The sequence below is a fragment of the Lysinibacillus sp. A4 genome, assembly GCF_024919535.1.
In the GTDB taxonomy this organism is placed as follows: domain Bacteria; phylum Bacillota; class Bacilli; order Bacillales_A; family Planococcaceae; genus Lysinibacillus; species Lysinibacillus capsici.
On the sequence record NZ_JANWTB010000014.1, the window covers coordinates 81,542 to 99,389 of the forward strand.

Sequence of the window (17,848 nt, forward strand, 5' to 3'; positions counted from 1 at the left end):
TCTATATGATACATCCACGTTTATTGATACAATCCTAGAGGTGTGTTGGATTCTTCTTACACAATTAATACATGTTACTTTTACCTATAGGAGTCTTTGCTTCTAATAGGCACTAATTGTTTAAGAATCTCTCAAAATATACATATAAAAAAACATAAATAGGAGGGGAAAAATGAAATCGCACCGATTAAAATTAAAGCATCTTATAATGGGCGTAGCAATGGCAGCATTCTTTTTAACAAGCATAGGTAGTGTTTGGGGCGGCTATAGGATGAACATTGATTCCATTAAGGAAAATACGCTAGAAACGAATAGAGTTTATGCTCAAAAATTGGCCTCAACTGCTGATTCCTATCTAAATGAAGCTTTTCAAATCTTAGGATATAGCGCGGATCAGGTCAGGACGAAAATGGATGATGAACAAATATTAAATGATGAAACAGAGCGTTTGAGATTGCAAAATCAAATGTTCAATTCGGTGGTTATAACAAATGCAAAGGGACTTGTTTTATCTGTCTCTCCGCCATCTATAGAAATTAAAGGAGAGATTTTAACATCAATTGGCGCTAAAGAGGCATTAGCCAAAAAGACACCAATTATTTCTAAGCCATATGAGGCGATGACAGGGCGGCTCATCATTTTTATATCGCATCCTATTTTCTCGGAGTCCAATGAATATCTAGGAATGATTGCTGGCACTATTTATTTAAAGGAACCTAATGCCTTTAAAACCTTGTTGGGAGAACATTATAGTAAAGATGGTTCTTACGTATATGTAGTTGATTCAGATGGACGAGTTATCTATCATCAAGATCCAAGTCGTATTAATGACATTGTAACGAAAAATAAAGTCGTTCAAGCTGTTACATCTGGCAAGGATGGCGCCCAACTAGTTGAGAATACAAAAGGAGTGAAAATGCTAGCTGGCTATAGTGCGGTGGCATCGACAGGGTGGGGAGTTGTTGCGCAGAAACCTTTAGAAGTAGCATTAGCCCCTTCATTTGATCGTGTACAGGAGGTCATTATAAAATCTGTCCCTCTTATGTTTGTTTCGATTATCATTGTACTTTGGGCTGCAGCACGTATTGCGAATCCCTTACAACAACTAGCATCATTAACAGAAGAAAGTTTAGATAAGAAAAATGTAGAAGGTTTAAAATCTGTTAGTGGATGGTACTTTGAAGCCTATTCTTTGAAGAATGCATTGGTTCGAAGTTTATCGTTTCTACATGGACAGGTCTCCTTTTTCAAAGATCAATCTACTGTTGATCCACTGACGGGGATTACGAACCGACGTACAATGGATTCGATGCTTGCTGAATGGTTAGCAAGTAAGGTACCGCATGTCATTATTTTGTTAGATTTAGACCACTTTAAAAGTGTGAATGATACATATGGACATGCGGTAGGCGATAAAGTTTTACAATTTTTGGCTAGACAAATGGAATCAGTAGCTCGTGAAGGCGATGTATGTTGCCGGTACGGTGGCGAGGAATTTGTCATACTTCTGCCGAACACGACGATAGAGGAAGCCACACTAGTCGCAGAACAATTACGAAAAACTTTGGCCGATACGGTCAGTCCATGTGGTAGACCAATAACATTATCTGCAGGAATAGCTGCCTATCCAGCAATGGCACATACAACTGAAGCGCTAATTGAAGCGGCTGATGACGCACTTTACCTTGCGAAACAAGAAGGGCGAAATCAGGTAAAAGTTGGAGTCTCAAAAAAGGAATAAAAAAATATAACAAAAGAGCTTACAACCCTAATTTTTGGGGTAATGATTAATGCAAACATCATTTGGGCAAGCTGTATATAAGTCATCAGCCACATGACTTTTAAATTATGTTCAAATGATATGTAACTCGGGCCACATCTCTTGATCGACTTGACAAGACGTAAGGTTATCCCCCTTTCCCTTATGACACCCCAAGTACGACTAGATGTATGCCTATATATCGTCAAAAGCCAAGCGAGCACCGATGCTCCTTGGCTTTTTTGCATTTTGGAATATTCTAAGCCTGGCAAGCTGTGGTTTTGATACGAATTATAGAAAGGTGATTAGTACAAGGAGCCTTTAAGGAAAACTTAGCTTTCCTTTTGATGACAACAAATTTGTTGCTCCTTAGCAATACCCTAAAATTTACCCTACTATTTTAGATTTATCTATGAAGGTACACTAGCCTTTGGTCGATATAAAGGATATGAGCAAAATGATATTTGTGCGTATCAAAATACATAAGCGAAAGGAAGAGTGGAATGGATAAATCTAAAATCCAAAAAGTAAATAAAGCCTTGATTGCAACAGTATTTGCTTCAAGTGGGATTGCTGTTGTAGTACCTCCACCAAATGCAGCAGCGGCTACTTCTCCCTTTACGGATATTAACCAGTACACAGATCATTATAACGATATTTTAAAATTATATTCACAAGGCGTAATTAAAGGGTTTGCTGACAATACATTTCGTCCAGATGTGAATGTAACACGTGGACAGGCAGCGAAAATGTTGGCAACTGTTTTAAAATTGGATACGAAAAATATCCAAGATCCTTATTTTAAAGACGTACCTAAAGGTAGCGAATATTATAAATATGTCGCTGCATTGCAAAACGCAGGCATCATGTCGGGCTATTCAAACGGAACATTTATGCCAAATGAAGTTATTACTCGAGGCGAACTTGCCAAAATGGTAGTGGTTGGATTCCATCTAGAGGTATCCCAAAATTATAATAATATTTTTAAGGATGTTAATAGCCAAACAAGTAACGCCCTCTATATTCAAACAGTTATTGACTTAAATATTACCGAGGGTACAACCCCAGTTACTTTCTCACCGTTTGCTCCAGTAACCCGTGGACAGTTTGCTTCGTTTGTTGTAGGTTCACAGGAGAAGAAGAGCAATGAAACATCTTTCAAAATTACAAGTGTTGAAGATGATACAGTTTATGTAAATGGTGAATCTTACACAATTCCAGAACACCTTTCTCATATTTTTAACGACTATAATGCACCTGTCTTAAAAGGTGCCTATATTGAGGGTGATCTTTCAGGGAAAGTAATTCGATCCATTTCAAAGCTAACGCTGAATGCAAGTGGAACAAGTTCTCGTTCTCTCGATTTTGATGGAAATTACGGTTCTTTAGGTGCAACGATTGTAGTAAATGGTAATTATATCGAATTCTCTAATATGACATTGACAGGGACAATGTTTGTCAATGAAACAGTTCGCCCACCATTGCATATAGGGGCTGCAAACCATCAACCATTAGCTCTTGGACGTGTGGCAAGTAACAATATCTCATTCATCAATTGGTCGAATCCAGATAACAATAAAGGAGAAGATTCGTCAACTAACAATTCGAACGATCTTCAAAATTGGACAAAACCCAATAATGATAATGACAAGCCGTTCGTCAACTGGTCTAAAGAAAAAGAGGAAATGAAAAATGTTGAAAAGTATCTTGAATTCTATAACAGCAGTGTTTCTAGACTAGTAGTATCTCAAACTGGTACAAAAATTGAAACAAATACAAAATTACCACGTGTAGATATCATTGGAAATGTACGAGAGTTTGAAATTCAAGGGAATATTGGCACTTTAAATTTAAATACCGAAACAAAGCTTACAATTTATGGTTCAGGGAATATCGATTGGATCAATTACAATAGCTACAAAGATCTTGAGCTGTATATTGATGGCCGAATTGGCACATTATTTGTTGATAATTCATATGGCAAGATTGATATTGGAGATTATACGTATATTGATAAAGTTATTTTACCTAAGGACGTGTCACCAAATGATATCTTTGATGATTTCTTAGATGATAAAGATAATGTTGGAGAAATTACTGATCCAGATGGCAAACCAATCGATAAAGATGATAATGAGAACCAGAATCCTGATGATAAAACAAAACCTCTCGTTAGTATTACGGAACTCCAATTACTAAATGGTAGTGAGATACAAGTAGATTTCACTTCAGATGAGGTCGGTACTTACTACTATATTGTGCGTGAAAAGGATGTAGAGGCGCCAAATAAAAGTGAAATGGTCAACCGTCTTTCAAACAAGAACGTAGCACATGGAACTGGTGCAGCCATTAAAGATAAGAATACTATTAAGGTTTCTAATTTAGGCGAGAAAAAAGAATATGTTATCTACATTATGGTAGTGGATGGATCGAAAAATGCATCAGATATTGCATCACAGTCTTTCCAAATGAAAGATGCATCACCACCAGCAGTAAAATCCTTACAAGTTACGCCTTTACATGGTGGAACAAGAGCTGAATTCAAATTCACTGCTAGTGAACCTGGAGACTATTACTATTATTTACGCCCAAAAACGACAGCGCCTGACCCAACAACAGCAGATATTGTTGCCAATCCAACGAGTAAAGGAAAAGCAAAGGCTGGCGCATTAGGCATAACAGAAATTTTAACAGGCTTACAGGCTGAAACAGGCTATCAGCTTTATGTTGTGATGAAAGATGAGTCTGGCAACTTTTCAGTAGACCCTGCTGTAGCAAAGGATTTTACAACGAAAGAGCTTGATAGTATTCATCCGTTTGTAGACAATGTGAAACTCGAACCTGCTGGTAAGGAAAACCAATTTTATGTTTATCTTAATGAGGCTTTAGATCCTGAAAGTGCGCGAGATGTAAATAATTATGATTTATCCGGAACAGTTATTGTTAATACAACAGGTCAGAAAAAAATTAAACCTTCTTCTGTGGAATACAAAGAAGGTGACAAAAAAGTATTATTTACCATCCCTTCAGGAACCGGTTTTGTTTACAAGGATACATTACGTGTAACGATTTTACCTGGTGTCAAGGATTTAGCAGGGAATGACTTTGAGAATTCGAATACAGTACAATCTGGTGAAAATATCCGTAACTTTGCGGAATACGTACATGAAAAATTTGAAATGCCTGTCATTAAAATAGAGAATATTGTAAATAAACCGGATGAATCGGATAATTTCAAACGAGTAGAAGTTGAGTTTAAACCAAGTAAGGCTGGTACGTACTATTATATGATGCTACCTGATACTGTTGTTGATAATGGTGAAACTAAAACATTTAAACAATATTTAACGGACAAAGGAATTACAGAGCGTGATTTTGTAAATGAATTTGCTTCAGATTCATCATCAAAATCCGGATATTTCCAAATAGATGGAAAAGATATTTATATTGAAATGGGCTCTGGACCAGCTGATTTAGAAGAAAAAACAAAAAAATTCCCAATTACTATTTCGAAAGACAAACTTAACCCATTCATAAGCTACTCTGTTTATATGGTTTTAAAAGATCGTGGTGGAGAAGTCTCTAAAATCACATCGAGAGAAATGATTGGAGATTCTAAGGCGCCTTTAATTTCTGATTTAGTGTTAAAATCAGGTACTATAAAAGGACCCGATGATAAACAAGCTACTATTAGCTTTAATACTGATGAGACAACAGAACTTCATTATTGGTTTGTTCCAAAGAAAAATGCTGACGGTAGTGAAAATCCAGATGCAAAACTTACAATAAACACAGCTGCAGAAAGAAAACAATTAGAAGATAAACTAAAATCCAGTCCTTCTATTAAAAAGAGTGGTAAAGGTGCCTCGGGTATATTAGATATGAGTGGAATTTCCTTAACCCCTCATACAGAATATGTTGTCTACTTTGGTGCACAAGATACGTACGGTAATTTTACTGTTTACACAGCTGATTCAGGCGGTAATAATCATGATGAATCAGAAAATGGCTGGATGAAACAAAACTTTTATTCAGATGGTACACCACCACGGTTTGAAAAAATTGTCGATGGGAAAAAGAAACAGAACATAGTTTATCGTAATCCTAATGAAACATTTACAATCACATTTAGTGAAGCTATTATGCGTGATTCAAGTGGCAAATCTACTATAAATGATTTAGGTTTGTTAAGTATTGAAAATGAAAATGGTGATGACATAACATCAGAATATCAATTTGTTTCTTACACAAGAGGTACAAAAACCACAGATGAAAGTTATTTAATTATAAAACCATCTTCGTCTGGTACAATGGACAAAACGTTTACAGTGAAAATGAAGGATGATGCAGTAGACTATCAAATTACAGGCTTTACTGGTAATAAATTTGATATCAATGACTTTGGTAAATATGTACATCAAGGTACAGTTACAAATAGCATTGAGGATGCAGTAGTGACGGGTACAAATATAGGTACAAGCAATGTTCCAGCTTCAAAAACAATGCGTGCTATTGTAAATATTGATGCCGATTTATCATACGAACAAAGATATTATTATGCAGTTACGGGCTCAGCAACTAAAATTGATCCACAGCTAGTAATTGATTTGGTTAAAGACCCTAACACACCTAACAATTCTATACTAGTCTATGGAACTGGTGTATTATCAGCAACAAACCCTGCAGGAAAGCAATTTACATTGGATTTAACTGCTCCTGTATCGACTACTCCTGGATATAATCCTATCTTTAGAAAAGGAAATAATTTCTTTATATTCACTTTAGATAAATTCGGTAATGTTGTATTAGCCAAAAATCAAAATAATATGAATAATAGTTACTTTGAAATTGGCTCTGATATTAAACCATAATAGTTACCAACACCCTTCAGCGTATACTGAGGGGTGCTTTTTTAGTCAATTAAATTTCACAGTGCTCAATCGTTTGTCAAATTGTGAACATTTCGCAGACTTTTATTCGAGTATCATTTCAAATATAGTAGTAGCAAGAAAGGAGATAGGAGGAGTTAGGTGCATTATGGATGTTGAATTCTATATATCTGTGGGCTCATGCTGCTATCAAAGTGCTTTATGTTAGGAAGATTAAATTGAGTATATTATTTTAAGTCATACATGGTAGCAAAGGAACGCTCTAAGATATTGTTCTATAAGAGGATGAGCTGGAGTATTATTTGAATTTTTTAAAGCGACCATGCCTGTCCTACAAATCAAGAAATAGCAAAACTCATGATGTAATCTCTTTCAGTTGCAATATAGTTATATACCAATTTATACGAAATTGTGGAACTCCTTACCTACTGTGAAGGAGAGGCAAGGTTAGACCTTATTTTTTCCTACAAACAGAAGTTACAACAAAGCCTAAGTGGATGTATCCACTTGGGCTTTTCAGCTAGGGAGAAAGACTACTAAATTACAATTTGCTATATCTTTTTTATGAAAGAATAATATTTATAAATGTTATTATTTTACAATAAATACTTATTTTAATAAAATGTTATTATAAACCATTTTTATGGGAAATCAGTAAAATTGTTGCGTGTAATTGATAAAATGCGTTACAAGGAGGAGAAGAAATGAGTAATATTTTAACATTGACGAATATCACAAAAAGTTATCGAAATAATAAAGTAATTAATAATGTTTCTTTCTCAGTTCCAAAAGGTGAAGTAATAGGTTTAGTTGGACCAAATGGTGCAGGAAAGACAACCCTTATGCGAATAATTATGGGGTTAATAACGAAGTTTGAGGGGGAGGTTCGGTTTGATATTGAAAAGCAACCTTTACAACATATAAAACGTATTGGAGGACTGATTGAATACCCTAGTTTTTATCCCCATATGAGTGGAATGGATAACCTTATTTATTTTGCAGAGATTTCAGGGGGATATGATAGAGATAATGTTTCATCTGTAGTCCATTTATTGGGGATTGAAGGTTTTGTTCATAAGAAGGTAAAAAGGTATTCTTTAGGAATGAAACAGAGGTTAGGAATTGCACAGGCATTAGTTAATAATCCTAAATTATTGATTTTAGATGAACCTACAAATGGATTAGATCCAAAAGGAGTTGCTGAAATAAGAGAAATATTAGGAAAAGTTTCAAAAGAGAAAGGGATATCAATTCTTATATCCAGCCATATTTTATCAGAAATTGAAACTGTTTGTGATAAAGTTTTATTTTTGAAGAAGGGAACAGTAGTAGATTATATTGATTTAAAAACAGAAAAACAGACTGATAGAGAGCTACATGAATTTATCATAGAAACTAAAAAAATAGAAATGGTAAAAAACTATTTAAATGATATACAAAACATTCCTTTTATAGAAATTGATCAAGATAAAGTAAAATTTCAATATCTTTATAAAGATTCTGATTCCCTTATAGTAGATTTAGTAAAAAATAAAATTAGTATAAATGCTATTTATCCACTTCGCAAAGATTTAGAAAAGAGATTTTTTGAGTTAATGGGAGGAAATAAGATTGAATAGCACTATAAGAATATCAATATTAGAGGTTAAACAATTATTCAAAAGATATGGCATTTGGTCAAGTTTATTTATTGCAGTTTTGTACACTATTACAATTTATCTAAAAAGGCCCATGTACCCAACCCCTTCGGATTTGGATACATATTTCAATTACTTTGGTGATATTTCATACTATATTATTCTCATTATGCCTTCTTTTATTATGTCCAGAGAGTTTTCATTAAAAACTTCTAGAATTATATTCACAGGATCTTTTTCACGTATAAATATAGTCCTATCAAAATTACTTTCATTGATTTTAATTGGATGTATTGTAGGAACTATTCACCGATTACTAGCCAATTTATTGTGGATATTGGATCATAATAAATTTACTCTGAATAACCTTACACACGATATTTTTACTAATCTAACAAATTATATACTTATTTCCTTTTTTGTTTCTAGTTTATCTTTCATCATTGGGTTTATTACGTTCAGTCAAATTGCAACAATAGTTTCCATTATTTCTATGTTTTCATTTGAGAGTATGATTAGAGGTATTATTTTAATAAAATTAGACGCTACAACAAAATTAGCTCTTTGGATTAAAGAGAATCCACTGGCTTTGGTTTATAAGGGAATGCAATTTAATAATTTATCAATGTCAAATAATATTTGTTTAGCATTAACGGGCTTAGTATTATTTTTAATAGCTTTAATAATTATTAATAAAAGGGAAATTTAGGAGATTGATAATATGACTGGTATGTTTTCTATAAGCCGAATGGAAATAAAGAAAATATTTGATACATCAACATGCGTTTTCTTAATAATACTATTTATTGCTACAATTATTGATAATGTTCTTTATTATCAGATGAACTTAAGTAAAAGCGTAGAGTTAAGCGGAAATATTGGTATTTCCTTATTTATTATACAAATTTACTTTATTTACTTAGGCAGTAATATGATAGGATCCGAGTTTAGTTTTGGAACTTCGAAAATGGTATTTAGTAGTATGTTCAGTCGAAGTCAAATAATTCATATTAAAAGTGTTTCATTTTTATTTTATACTTCTTTATATGGCATTTTTAATATATTAATTGGATTAACTGTTCAACTTTTCATAGGTAAACATTTCTCTAGTATGGAGATCCTAAGTACGCTATTTTCAGTTTGGATTGTATATATAGTTTATTTCGCTTCTATCTTATCATTAGGTATATTTACAATTTCTATTACGTTCAATCGCGTTTACTCATTAATAATTGGATATGTTCTATATATTTTTTTATATAACATTGGTATACAAATTGTAGAAAGAGATGACAGTTGGATAAAGACGATTATGGAGAATACACCTTTTTACATTGCTTCTGATGGTTTTTCTACTCTATACTACAATATTAATGATATTATTTACTTAAGCTTCTTTTCAGTAGTAATTTATATAATAGGTCTCTATGTACTCAAAAAAAGAGATTTGAAATAAATAAACTCTATTATTTAGATTCTTGGAATAATCGCAGTTTATCAGGGAAATATATTTTAAATGTAGTGCCAGTATCTTCTTGAGAATCTACACTTATGCGTAACCCTAATTTTTTGCACAAGGTTTCACAAAGGTACAAACCCATACCAGTAGATTTAACATAGTTTCTACCATTGGTTCCTGTGAATCCACGTTTAAAAATTCTCTCAATATCAGATGAAGCTATACCTATACCGTTGTCTGATATTAACAATAAAGTACCGTTTTCTACTTTTTTAGCAATAAAGGATAATTTAAGTGGATTATGACGATATTTGATAGCATTATCTATTAATTGCTTCAAAATAAAAATAATCCATTTTGAATCAGATGTGACTTTCAAATCGAGGTTATCCTTATATATACTACCGTTGGCACGAATAATACTTAGAGATAGTGATTTAATGGCTAAATTTACAGCCTTATCAAGTGTAAATGTTTCTATTCTATAATCTTGATTTAAAGTACTGCTTCTTGCATAGTATAGAGCTTGTTCAACATAACCTTCTATTTTTAATAGTTCTTCTTGAATAAGTATGTTTTCAGGTGTCTTATGGTTACTTAAAATTAACTTTAGGGCAGTGATTGGTGTTTTTATTTCATGCACCCAAAGTTCAATGTAGTCGGTATAATCACGTTGAGAGTTTTTCAAAGAGAACATACAATCATTCATGTATTTTGTTGCTTCATTTAAGATGTTGTAGAAGAATTTCCCTGAAAAAAAAGGGGGTTCCTCTACAATATCTGCGATGTATGTTTTTTCTTCGATTTGTTTTGAAATATTTTTTATTTCATTATAATATTTACTTAATTGATAGTATTTAACTATAATTGGTGTGAAAAAGAAGAATAGAAGAATTAAATCTATTACTATTACTAAACTTCCATTTTCATTATACAAGTAGAGGACACTAGATATAATTAGCAATGATAGTAAATGAAAAAGTATTGCTAACTGTTTTTCCTTAAAAAATTCAATTAAACTCATAACTGATAACCCTGTCCTCTCTTCGTTAATAAATATTTTTTTAAACCGATTGATTCCAATTTGCGCCTTAACCTTGATATATTAACATTTAAGGTATTTTCATCAATAAAATCTCCGTTTTGCCAAAGCTCATTCATTATTTCATCTCTAGAAACTACGTTTCCTTTATTCATCATCAATAATCTAAGAATACATAATTCATTTTTTGTAAGTTCTATTTCTATATTATTATAAATAGCTTTGCTCTTTAATATTTCCAGTGTTAAATCTTTATAAGAAAGAATAGCACTTTTGGAAATTTCGTAAGTTCTCTTTAAAACGGATTGAATATGAGCTAAAAGGATTTGTAAATCATATGGTTTTGTAATAAAGTCATCTGCTCCTATTTGAAGACTTAATAGTTCGTCAAAGGAAGTGTCACGGCTAGTCACTATAATAATGGGCACAGAAGACAATTTCCGAATTTCACGACACACCTGAAAACCGTCTTGAAAAGGAAGGTTAAGATCTAAAATAATTAAATGCGGCATGCTTTGTAGAGCATCTTCTACAATTTTTGTGAAATCATCGCCACTTATGCATTCATACCCATACCTCTCTAGAAAATCAAAAAGTTCCTTTCTGATAATTGGATCATCTTCGATAATGAATATTTTCATTTTTAATCTCTCCTCAATAGAACCAATGACTGGTTTTATTTCCATTATTTATACATTTTCATTATATTATAGTGCATAGTTAGTAATCTTACAAAACGGTAATATTATGATACAATAATCGATTTTTTGTTAATTCATTGAATGGTAAAATTATGGTAGTAAAAGGATAAGTCATCCATAAAAGGAGTGAAAATGGGAAGTGAATACAATATTAAAAGTTGAGAATATTGAAAAGGTGTATGGTAATAAAGGTAATGTAACCCATGCATTAAAAAACATTTCATTTGAAGTGCAAAAAGGCGATTTTATAGCAATTATGGGACCAAGTGGAAGTGGTAAATCGACTTTACTTAATTGTATTTCAACCATTGATACTGCTACAGCTGGTCATGTATTTATAGATGGCGAAAATGTCACAAAATTAAAGGGCCATAAATTATCAAAATTTAGAAGTGAGAAGTTAGGTTTTATTTTTCAAGAATATAATTTACTAGATACACTAACTGCTTTTGAAAATGTCTCTTTGGCATTATCTATAATTAATTACCCAGTCAATGAAATTGAACATGAAGTCGATAGAGTTGCCGCCGCTTTGGATATAAAGGAAGTATTGTATAAATATCCATATCAAATGTCAGGAGGACAACAGCAGAGAATCGCGGCAGCGAGAGCCATTGTTACAAGGCCTACATTATTATTAGCCGATGAGCCAACAGGGGCTCTTGATAGTAAATCTGCTAAAATGCTGCTGAAAAATTTAGAAATATTAAATCAGCAACAAGATGCTACAACTTTGATGGTTACTCACGATCCTTATAATGCTAGTTATTGCAGAAGGATTATTTTTCTAAAGGATGGAGAAATTTTTAATGAACTAATACGAGGAAAAGATGATCGTAAAACTTTCTTTAATCGAATAATGGAGGTCGTTGCACTACTAGGAGGAAATATCAATGATGAGTTTTAAATTGATATATAAAAATGTAGGCAGAAGTATTAAAGATTACGCTATCTATTTTCTAACTCTTGTCTTAGGTGTCAGCCTATTTTATGCATTTAATTCAGTATCATCACAACCAGCTTTAAATGATTTAAATTATTCTATGGAGATTTTTGGGGATGCATTAGTTACGTATATTGGACTATTAACAAGGTTCATTGCAATTGTGTTTGCTTTTCTCATCATATATGCCAATCAATTCATAATGAAGCGAAGAAAAAAAGAAATGGGTATTTATATGACATTAGGGATGAGTAAATGGCGGATATCCTTTATTTTTGTAGGTGAGACCTTTTTGGTAGGGTTATTTGCTTTAATTATAGGCCTTGGGCTAGGATTTTTAATGTCACAAGTTATTTCGATATTAGCTTTAAAAATGTTTGTAGGTGATGCAGTAGGATATAAATTGCTGTTATCAAAAGAAGCTATAAAAGAAACTATTATAAGTTTTTCAATTATTTATATTATAGTAGCACTTTTTAATACTCGTAATATTATGAACATTAAACTTATCGATTTATTAACTGCGAATCGTAAAAATCAAGAGTTAAAGGTCTATAACAAATGGGCGACAAGTAGCCTTTTTTTAGTAGCAATTACTTTAATAACTACTGGAATACTATTGTTAATGAAATTCGGACTTGATAAGAATTATTTAACTGTAATAGTCTCGCTTCTTGGTGTTGGTATTATTTTGTTTTATTATACAATTTCCGGTGTGATGGTGTTCTTGGCTAAAAGAAACAAAAAGCTATATTTTAAAGAACTAAATTCATTTTTGTTTCGACAATTCGGAAGTAAAATGCAAATCAATTTTCTAGTAATAAGTATCTTAAGTGCATTACTGATAGCTTCACTGGTTGTTCTAGGTACAGGATTTAGTGTTACAAGTTCTATGAATAAACAAGTTACCACGGCTACCCCATTTGACTTAACAATTGTAAAACCATATGAGGATAACAAAAATCTTTTAGAAACAGCAAAACAAGATGGCATTCCACTTAAAGAAAATCTTAAAAGTTATGTAGAGATAATGTTGTTTAATGCAGATTTAACTTATGGAGAATTGTTTAAAGAGCAACAAGTAAAACTATCTGATTTAGAACAAGAGATACTTATGTCACAAGTTACTTTAATAACTGAAACAGATTACAATAAAATATTGGAACTATCTGGAGAAGAGGGAATTCGGTTAGGAGAAAATAAATTCATTATTAATGCAAATTATGAACCCTTTAATAAACATATTCAATATTTCTTAAATAAAGAAGGGAAAATAAGAATTGGTGATAAGGAGCTCACTCCTGCAAACAAAAAAATATTTGGTAACATTACTTACTTAACAAATTCAACCAGGGCAAATGATGTAGGAACAGTGGTTGTTCCAGACAATATGAAAAATTATATGAATCCTGATAGTTTCTTATTGAATGGCGTTTTTCCCTCTCAAGAAATTGAGGGTACGGTCTATAAAATAATGAATAATAAATGGGTCGAAAAATCTCTTGATGGAGAGATTTATTATGTAACTAAGAGTGTGATACAAGACACTTACTTTGGCGTATTTGGAGTAATAGCTTTTATTAGTAGTTACTTAGGAATAATTTTAATGATTGTCACGTTATCCATACTAGCATTACAGCAATTAACAGAAACACAGGATAACAAAGAAAGATACCTGACATTATCGAAAATTGGTGCAGATAAAAAAATGATTAATAGGTTGTTATTTAGACAAATTGGATTTTATTTTATTTCACCTTTAATTTTAGCTAGTTTCATATCGATCTTTACTACTAAGGTTGTATTAGAAAAATTAGAACCATTTTTTGAAGTTTCTATCAAACAGAATATGTTTTTAAGCTTTGGTATTATTTTGTTGCTATATGTAATATATTTCATGGCAACTTATCAGAGTGCAAAACAGGTAATTTTAGACAGTAGACTTAAATAAAAGGAGAAGATATTATGACTGAATTTCTAATGGGTTTTGGATTATCGGAGGGAATAGTTGAAACTATTAAATGGTGGATCCCATATTTAAGTTTTATAATGATCATAATCATCGTAGCAATTTTATTTAAGGTTATCCGTAAAAAGAAAATAAAGAATGCGAAAAATTAATAATTCATTTAGTTTAAAAAAGTATTAATCTTGGTTAAATGATCTTAGAACTAACATGACTGGTTCCTCACAATTTTACTATTGACAATTGAAGCTGTCAAAAATAATAGCGTATTCAACTTAAACCCAGTGCGTTTCTGGCCTTATGATCCATTGCTTTAAAATCACAAGTTGAGGAAATCGCTAGCATACTTAAGGATCATTTAGAGAAAGAGAAGTAAATGTTATAAAACTACCCAAGTGGAATGACCACTTGGGTTTTTCTACTAGGAATCCAAAAACCGAGGAAGGCGGCCAAGCATACAGGGTAGAACGCTCACATGGTCCTCCTCATCAAACTTCACATAATTAGTAAGAATGTTTTGGTCGCTTAAACGCTTCAGTTGTTCAGCCGCTAGATCAGCTCCCTCTAACATATCTGGCAACTCGTTAGCACCGATTGTAAGTAAGAGATTAATAGCATGCTGACCGTTACAATCTTCAAAAAATCTGTCTATTACTTTTAGTACTGCATTGTCTGCCCACCAAACAGAGGGACTGCCAGCTACAATATGACTGAATAAGTGAGGTCTTGCACATAAAGCATATAGTGTGAAAAGACCGCCTAAGGAATGACCAACAATCGCTTGCTTCTTTTTATTGAGAGGCCATTCCTTTGCTATAGCAGGCATGAGCTCATGTTCAATAAAATCTAAGAACTCATTAGCTTTGCCATTTGGAGGCCAAGGCGTTCCATCTGGACGTGGAGGCAGATGTTCTTTGGTAACAGGTAGTGTAAAATCGAGACAGCGTCGCTCCATATCAAAAGGTTCCTTTGAGGGATATCCGATGCCAATAACAAGAATAGGATCATAGCCTTTTGGTTTACGTGTTTGTAATTTCACTGCCTCTGCAAGTGTTGGAAAAAGGGCGTCCCCATCTAAGGCGTAGATGACAGTATAACCATCTGCTGGTGGTTCATCTGTTGGGCTTGCAATTAAAATGCGATAATCTAGCTGTTGACGAGATGTCATGGCAACTTCAAAGTAGTTTTCTGATGTATAAGGTTTCTTTGTCATTGTTATCATGGCGCTAAAAACTCCAATACATCTTCTATCACTTTTCCTTGAGCATGAATACCGCCATTTAGCCAGTAATCCGCGGATGTCTCAAATACTTGATTGTTTTTGAAGGCTGCTGTACTTTGCCAAATTTTACTGTTCTTCAACTCATTTAAAAATTCATCCCCAAGATTACCATCATTGATTAGGAAAATATAATCGGCATCCAGTTCAGGTAGAATCTCCAATGATACTTCGAAGGCACCATTTTTCACGTAGCTGCTTTGTTCAAATCCTAATTCATGTGTTAAGACATACCCACTAAAATACTCATCTGTCATGAAAAACATACCTTTTGCATTAAAGCGAATTAACGCAATTTTTTTACCCTCTGTTATAGAGGATAGCTTTGTTTTTGCTGCATCTACTTTTTCTTGATAATCCTGTATGGCTTGCTCAGCCTTGTCTGTTTCATCAAGTAGTTGCCCTAAAACTTTAATAGAGCCTTCTAAATCACTTGCAGCATTATTAAAAACATAGGTTGGTGCGATTTTTGCATATTTTTCATAGGTGCCATTTTCCATATAAAATGAATTGTGCAAAATAATTAAGTCTGGTTTATCTGCCATAATGGCTTCGGCTGATGGGGGACCGCTTGCAAAGCTAATTTCTGGTATACCCTGTAGCTGATCTTGTAAATAAAGCTGTGGCTTAACACCATTAGACCATTGCATAGTAGGCTTGATACCAAGAGCTAGTAATGAATCCTCCATGACAGGTGCAAAAATTTTAGTAGGCTTAGCTGGTAGTGTTACCTCATTACCAACCTCATCTTTTAGTGTTAACGGATAAATACTTTGCTCCTTTGTACTTTCTGAGGATGCCTGCGTTTCTACCTGTTCCACTTTATTGCTTGATTGGGTATTGCAGGCGGAAAGTATGCCGATAGTAAGCAAAAACATCGCTGATAAATAGGCAGATTTTATAATTGTATGACATTGAATAGGACAATTTTGTTTCATTGTTCATCAAAGTCTCCTTCCAGTGATAATCATTCTCAAATGAAATTATAAATCACTGTCTGATACGTTACCATGGACGGGGACAGGAAAAGGATTTGGATTTTTTCCGGTTAGCATAAGTAACATTTCATCTAGCATTCGGCTTATAGCAATAGCTGAGTATTCGAACCAAGGATTCGAAGGTAAAACATAGACATGTCCATTTTTTACAGCACGGAGCTCTTTCCAACGATCAAGGTATTGTAGAGTAAGCCAATAATTTCGGGTTGGTGAATCGGGACAAATGATAAATAGCAAACGGTCAGGGTCTATATTTACTAGCTGATCAAGTGTAATATGCTCATTATATGTTTGTTGGTGAGCATCGACAGAGCGAAGCTGTAAATCTGTATACAGTACATCCTGAATCCCTTTATTACAATACATAAATAATTGATCACCGCATAAACGAAGAACAGCAAACGTATCATTTTCAGCAACTTGATTAATTTCTAATCTCGCCTGTAATACCTTTTGTTCATATGTTTGAATGAAGTGCTCACCTACGCTTTGCTTTTTAACAGCTACAGCTATTTCTCTCAGCTGTGTTCGCCAATCCTTCGCTTGTATAAAGACACTTTTGATGCCAATAGTTTGAAGCCAATTAAGCATGGAGAGGGAGGGTTCCTCTTGAAAAATATGAATATCTGGCTTAGCGGAGGCTAATTTTTTGAAGTTATCCTCTGATTCTGTATCGAATATATTAACATGCACGGGAATTTTCTCTTGATAATGATTGTAATAATAAGGACTCCATTTAGCATTCAGCGGAGCTGCAACTGGTATGATACCAAGCGCTAATAAATTTCCGGTAGCGGAGACCGAAAAAGTAGAAATACGCTGGCGAGCCATCTTACTATAAGCAGAAGGTGAAATCCCAACTTCTTTTTTAAATTTTCGGCTAAAATAAAATTCGTCACTGTAACCTACTTTTCTAGCAATCTCACGAAGTAATAAATCGGTATCACGCAGTAATTGCTTGGCATGTCCGATACGTAGCGCCGTTAAATAATCTGTGGCACTTTGACCGAATGCCTTTTTAAATGCCTCTCCAAAGTAGCTGGAACTCAGACCCGAAATGAGTGCTAGATGCTTAATCGTGAGAGGTTGATGATGGTTTTTAGCAATATAATCTCGAATATCCTTTAATGATATTTGAGTTGTCGTATCTGTTATACTTCCCGTTTTCATATAAA

12 protein-coding genes are annotated in these 17,848 nt (G+C 33.3%); 7 read left to right on the plus strand and 5 right to left on the minus strand.

The annotated features are described in order from the left end of the window. Window positions 1–172: 172 nt before the first annotated feature. The 5 genes from NY607_RS21705 to NY607_RS21725 all read left to right on the plus strand — a co-directional run bounded on the left by NY607_RS21705 (window position 173) and on the right by NY607_RS21725 (window position 9,741). On the plus strand, window positions 173–1,741 hold the full coding sequence (locus NY607_RS21705; protein ID WP_112117063.1) for a sensor domain-containing diguanylate cyclase: 1,569 nt from the start codon (window positions 173–175) through the stop codon (window positions 1,739–1,741). Between the two features lie 521 nt (window positions 1,742–2,262). Next, entirely contained in the window at window positions 2,263–6,630 is a 4,368-nt protein-coding gene (locus tag NY607_RS21710; protein WP_259420351.1) for an S-layer homology domain-containing protein, read from the plus strand. A 722-nt stretch (window positions 6,631–7,352) separates the two neighbouring features. Then, a complete protein-coding gene (locus NY607_RS21715) occupies window positions 7,353–8,267 on the plus strand; it encodes an ABC transporter ATP-binding protein (RefSeq protein WP_259420352.1) in 915 nt (304 codons plus the stop codon). Then, the gene (locus tag NY607_RS21720) at window positions 8,260–8,994 is read left to right on the plus strand and encodes a hypothetical protein (RefSeq protein WP_259420353.1); all 735 of its coding nucleotides are present in this window, start codon (window positions 8,260–8,262) and stop codon (window positions 8,992–8,994) included. Before NY607_RS21715 ends, NY607_RS21720 begins: the two co-directional genes overlap by 8 nt. 12 nt (window positions 8,995–9,006) lie before the next feature. Then, a complete protein-coding gene (locus NY607_RS21725; protein ID WP_259420354.1) occupies window positions 9,007–9,741 on the plus strand; it encodes a hypothetical protein in 735 nt (244 codons plus the stop codon). A 10-nt stretch (window positions 9,742–9,751) separates the two neighbouring features. Here NY607_RS21725 and NY607_RS21730 read toward each other — a convergent pair whose 3' ends face one another. Continuing rightward, a complete protein-coding gene (locus NY607_RS21730; protein WP_259420355.1) occupies window positions 9,752–10,768 on the minus strand; it encodes a sensor histidine kinase in 1,017 nt (338 codons plus the stop codon). Then, a complete protein-coding gene (locus tag NY607_RS21735; protein WP_259420356.1) occupies window positions 10,765–11,427 on the minus strand; it encodes a response regulator transcription factor in 663 nt (220 codons plus the stop codon). The genes NY607_RS21730 and NY607_RS21735 overlap by 4 nt, the downstream gene beginning before the upstream one ends. 199 nt (window positions 11,428–11,626) lie before the next feature. Here NY607_RS21735 and NY607_RS21740 point away from each other — a divergent pair, with 199 nt between their 5' ends. Then, window positions 11,627–12,394 carry an ABC transporter ATP-binding protein gene (locus tag NY607_RS21740; protein WP_237899088.1) on the plus strand — a complete coding sequence of 256 codons (768 nt, stop codon included), beginning with the start codon at window positions 11,627–11,629 and terminating at the stop codon, window positions 12,392–12,394. Beyond that, window positions 12,381–14,381 (plus strand): FtsX-like permease family protein, encoded by a 2,001-nt coding sequence (locus tag NY607_RS21745; RefSeq protein ID WP_131522188.1) that lies wholly within the window; start codon window positions 12,381–12,383, stop codon window positions 14,379–14,381. The genes NY607_RS21740 and NY607_RS21745 overlap by 14 nt, the downstream gene beginning before the upstream one ends. 436 nt (window positions 14,382–14,817) lie before the next feature. On the opposite strand, the gene NY607_RS21750 is transcribed toward NY607_RS21745, so the two are convergent. Genes NY607_RS21750 through NY607_RS21760 form a run of 3 tightly spaced genes read right to left on the minus strand, consistent with a single transcriptional unit; the run spans window position 14,818 to window position 17,843 of the window. After that, window positions 14,818–15,618 (minus strand): alpha/beta hydrolase, encoded by an 801-nt coding sequence (locus NY607_RS21750; protein WP_259420357.1) that lies wholly within the window; start codon window positions 15,616–15,618, stop codon window positions 14,818–14,820. After that, window positions 15,615–16,613 carry an ABC transporter substrate-binding protein gene (locus tag NY607_RS21755; protein WP_131522190.1) on the minus strand — a complete coding sequence of 333 codons (999 nt, stop codon included), beginning with the start codon at window positions 16,611–16,613 and terminating at the stop codon, window positions 15,615–15,617. The genes NY607_RS21750 and NY607_RS21755 overlap by 4 nt, the downstream gene beginning before the upstream one ends. A 45-nt stretch (window positions 16,614–16,658) precedes the next feature. Further along, a complete protein-coding gene (locus NY607_RS21760) occupies window positions 16,659–17,843 on the minus strand; it encodes a helix-turn-helix domain-containing protein (protein WP_259420358.1) in 1,185 nt (394 codons plus the stop codon). Between the last annotated feature and the right edge of the window lie 5 nt (window positions 17,844–17,848).

Coding starts and splice junctions, on each gene's coding strand:
- NY607_RS21705 (WP_112117063.1), top strand. CDS start 173: ATGAAATCGCACCGATTAAAATTAAAGCATCTTATAATGGGCGTAGCA.
- NY607_RS21710 (WP_259420351.1), top strand. CDS start 2,263: ATGGATAAATCTAAAATCCAAAAAGTAAATAAAGCCTTGATTGCAACA.
- NY607_RS21715 (WP_259420352.1), top strand. CDS start 7,353: ATGAGTAATATTTTAACATTGACGAATATCACAAAAAGTTATCGAAAT.
- NY607_RS21725 (WP_259420354.1), top strand. CDS start 9,007: ATGACTGGTATGTTTTCTATAAGCCGAATGGAAATAAAGAAAATATTT.
- NY607_RS21730 (WP_259420355.1), bottom strand. CDS start 10,768: ATGAGTTTAATTGAATTTTTTAAGGAAAAACAGTTAGCAATACTTTTT.
- NY607_RS21735 (WP_259420356.1), bottom strand. CDS start 11,427: ATGAAAATATTCATTATCGAAGATGATCCAATTATCAGAAAGGAACTT.
- NY607_RS21745 (WP_131522188.1), top strand. CDS start 12,381: ATGATGAGTTTTAAATTGATATATAAAAATGTAGGCAGAAGTATTAAA.
- NY607_RS21750 (WP_259420357.1), bottom strand. CDS start 15,618: ATGATAACAATGACAAAGAAACCTTATACATCAGAAAACTACTTTGAA.
- NY607_RS21755 (WP_131522190.1), bottom strand. CDS start 16,613: ATGAAACAAAATTGTCCTATTCAATGTCATACAATTATAAAATCTGCC.
- NY607_RS21760 (WP_259420358.1), bottom strand. CDS start 17,843: ATGAAAACGGGAAGTATAACAGATACGACAACTCAAATATCATTAAAG.